This window comes from Zongyangia sp., from assembly GCF_965361945.1.
This window is the reverse complement of the sequence record NZ_CBDTOK010000115.1, coordinates 1-3,486: the sequence shown is the minus strand read 5'-3', so window position 1 is coordinate 3,486 and position 3,486 is coordinate 1. Positions and strand designations below refer to the sequence as shown.

Sequence of the window (3,486 nt, the reverse complement as noted above, 5' to 3'; positions counted from 1 at the left end):
TTTTTTTGCGCTCTGTCGGTTTTCCCGGAGTGCTGGAAGTGGCTGTCAGCCAACGAAAGAAAATGATGGAAAAACCCGCCGCTCCTTCTATTGACTTCGGATATGGGACAGGATATACTTAGGGAGACGCGATGATGGCCCGCCGCAGGGATGGAGGCCAGAGAGGAAGGAACTGGATGCTCAAAACCATTCTATTTGATCTGGACGGCACGCTGCTCCCCATGGATCAGGACCTTTTCACCAAGGCGTACTTCCAGCGTTTGGCGCAAAAGCTCATTCCCCATGGCTATGAGCCCAAGGCGCTGGTGGACGGGATCTGGGCCGGCACAGCCGCCATGGTCAAAAACGACGGAACAAGAACCAACGAGGAGGCGTTCTGGAAACGCTTCAGCGAGATTTTTGGAGAAAAGTCCCTGGAGGACCGGCCGGTGTTAGATGAATATTACAGGCAGGAATTCCAGGAGGTAGCCGGCGTCTGCGGGTACAATCCCAAGGCCAAGGAGACGGTGGAACAGCTCAGACAGGCGGGACTTCGCCTGGCCTTGGCCACAAACCCCATCTTCCCCGCCGTGGCCACCGAAAGCCGGATCCGATGGGCAGGGCTGACGCCGGAGGACTTTGTCCTCTACACCACCTATGAGAACATCGGCTGGTGCAAGCCCAACCCGGAATATTACCGGGAGCTTCTCAGAAGGCTGGAATGTCCGGCGGAAGAATGCCTGATGGTGGGCAACGACGCCAAAGAGGATATGATTGCCCAGAGTGTGGGGATGAAGGTTTTTCTCCTCACCGATTGCCTCATCAACAGAGAGGAGGCCGACCTTTCGGCCTTCCCCCAGGGCGGCTTTGATGAGCTGCTCGACTATATTCAAAGAGAGAACAGCGCGGAAGGGTAGGATTTTTATGAGCAAACGGATTGCGGTTGTCACCGACAGCAACAGCGGCATCCCCATCCGGACGGCGGAGGAGCTTGGCATCTTTGTCATCCCGATGCCCTTTATCATTGAGGAAAAGACCTTTTATGAAGAGATTAGCTTAACCCAGCCCCAGTTTTATGAGAAACTGAAAAACGACGTGGATATCTCCACCTCCCAGCCGGTGGTGGGGGATATTCTGGACCTATGGGACAAGATCCTGGAGGATTACGACGAGATTGTCCACATCCCCATGTCCAGCGGCCTTTCCGGCTCCTGCGCTACCGCCATCGCTTTGGCGGAAAGCTATGACGGCAGGGTGCAGGTGGTCAATAACCAGCGCATCTCGGTCACCCAGCGCCAGTCGGTGCTGGATGCCTTGGAGCTGATCAAAGCGGGGAAATCCGCCGCGGAGGTCCGGGAGATTCTGGAAAAGGAAAAGTTTGAATCCAGCATCTATATTATGATGGATACCTTAAAATACCTGAAGAAGGGCGGACGGATCACCCCAGCCGCGGCGGCCATTGCCACAGTGCTGCGGATTCGGCCGGTACTGCAGATTCAGGGGGAGAAGCTGGATGCCTTTAAAAAGGCCCGGAGCGAAAAGCAGGGCCGGGAGATCATGGTCAACGCCATCCAGGACGACATCGAAAAGCGGTTTGGCGGCATGGATCAGATCCGTCTGTTTGTGGCCCACACCGACAATGAGGCCGGCGCTCAGGACTTCTGTCAGGAACTGGCCCAGAAGCTGGGGAAGGAAGTTACCCAGTGCGATCCTTTGTCCCTCAGCGTGGCCTGCCATATCGGCCCTGGAGCCTTGGCAGTAGCCTGTTCAAAGAAAATAGACCGCTATTTATAAATAGGTAAGGCCCGCCGGAGATTTCGGCGGGCCTTCTATCTTCTATTAGGAACAGAAAAGATGGTTGCCGATCCGCTTGATGACCGGCCTTGTCCGAATCCACTGGTTAGAGGTCTTGTCCGGATTATAATAGTAGAGGGCGCCGCCGGAGGGATCCCAGCCGTTTAAGGCGTCCTGGGCCGCCTGGTAACAGGATTCGGCGATGGGCTCGTTGATCTGGCCGTCGGTGATGGCGGTAAAGGCGCCCGGCTGATAGACCACCCCGGCAATGGTGTCGGGGAAGGAGGGATGGGCCACCCGGTTGAGGACTACGGCTCCCACTGCCACCTGGCCAATATACTCCTCCCCTCGGGCTTCGGCAGAGATGATCCGGGCCAGCAGCTGATAGTCGCTTTGGGAGGTGGAGGAGTTGTTGCCGGCGGTGATGCCCAGGGCTTTGAGGGTGTTGGGCCCGGCGATGCCGTCTACAGCAAGTCCTTTCTGCTTCTGAAAGGCCCGGACCGCCTCCTCGGTCTTGGCGCCGTAGATACCGTCCACAGCGATGGTGTAGAGGCCCAGCTCCTTGAGCTTCTGCTGAATCTTGGTCACCTCTTCTCCCCGGGATCCCCGTTTGGAGAGGGTGGGAATGGCCAGGCTATCGCTGGATGCGGTAGCTGCGGTGGCTGTGTTGGGGGTAAAACGCAGGAGAAAATAGGCAAAGGCGATGACACAGATATTGATCATGACCACCACCATGATTTTGAGAACTTTGGCAAGGGTATCATCCATGATTTCAAAACTCCTATCTGCCGCCTCGCGGCTGTAAATTAGTAAAAGTTTTCCCGGAAAGGATGGGAATATCCAGCCCAAAGGGGACGGCAATTTCTCTTTTTTTAAAAAAACGGAACAACGGCCCCGCTGGATGCATAGAATAGGGCACAGTGAAAAACAGGGGGGCTGGATATGGAGCTTATCATCGGCGTGACCATTTGTATCCTTGCCATTGGGGTCAGCTACATCCTGGGGGAATATTTTGAGCGGCGCCGGAAGGAGCAGGCGAAGGTGGGGTACACCTATCCGGTGGATGGGGAAGAGGAGCCCTTCGACGAAAAAGAGGTTTCCGACTACATACGGCTTGCCGCTGGGTATATGCGCCGCCGCCATCAGGCCTATGGCCTGGATAAGGGTTATTACAAGCGGGCGGCGGAACAGCTGGTGATCTATATCATCGAGAGCAGGGGACATCTGCCCACGCCCGCCCTGGTAGAAAAGATCGCGGAGGAAACAGAGCAGTTGTTTGAAGGCTTTCACGAGATGGAAGATGTGTTAGAAGAGCCGCAGCAGGAGTAGCTGGGGCGGAAAAAGGACGGCTTTCTGCCGTCCTTTTTTCTGTGTTTGAGGGCAGAAAGGGCCAAAATTGGGAAGTATAGTATAATTAAAGGAAAAGTAAACGAAATGTATAGAAAAAGATGAGGATAAAAAGGAAAAGAAATGAGAAAATTGCTTGACAGTGGGGGAGGTATGTGCTAAAATAAACAAGCTGTCTCGGAGAGAGGGCCGGGAGGCCGGAAAAGAGCTGAGATAGCGAAAAAGATTTGGGAAATATATTGACACCGCATAGGAAATGTGGTACAATATAAGTCCTGACTGAGGGAAACCTCAGCGGCGGACCTTGAAAATTGAACAACATTTGAACCAAGAACAAAGACCCTTGGAAACGAATTTGAGTAGAGT

Annotated in this window: 4 protein-coding genes; 3 read left to right on the top strand and 1 reads right to left on the bottom strand. The window is 54.3% G+C overall.

Annotation, left to right across the window (positions count from 1 at the left end; all coding sequences use genetic code 11):
- Positions 1 to 176: 176 nt before the first annotated feature.
- Both ACZ25G_RS07610 and ACZ25G_RS07605 read left to right on the top strand, forming a co-directional pair.
- On the top strand, positions 177 to 896 hold the full coding sequence (locus ACZ25G_RS07610) for an HAD family hydrolase (RefSeq protein WP_463682054.1): 720 nt from the start codon (positions 177 to 179) through the stop codon (positions 894 to 896).
- Positions 897 to 903: 7 nt separating this feature from the next.
- Complete coding sequence (locus ACZ25G_RS07605) at positions 904 to 1,773, top strand: DegV family protein (protein ID WP_191510589.1); 870 nt, start codon at positions 904 to 906, stop codon at positions 1,771 to 1,773.
- A gap of 45 nt (positions 1,774 to 1,818) precedes the next feature.
- Here ACZ25G_RS07605 and sleB read toward each other — a convergent pair whose 3' ends face one another.
- On the bottom strand, positions 1,819 to 2,541 hold the full coding sequence (sleB, locus tag ACZ25G_RS07600) for a spore cortex-lytic enzyme (RefSeq protein ID WP_463682053.1): 723 nt from the start codon (positions 2,539 to 2,541) through the stop codon (positions 1,819 to 1,821).
- Between the two features lie 174 nt (positions 2,542 to 2,715).
- On the opposite strand from sleB, the gene ACZ25G_RS07595 reads away from it, so the two are divergent.
- A complete protein-coding gene (locus tag ACZ25G_RS07595; protein ID WP_342682737.1) occupies positions 2,716 to 3,102 on the top strand; it encodes a hypothetical protein in 387 nt (128 codons plus the stop codon).
- Positions 3,103 to 3,486: the final 384 nt, after the last annotated feature.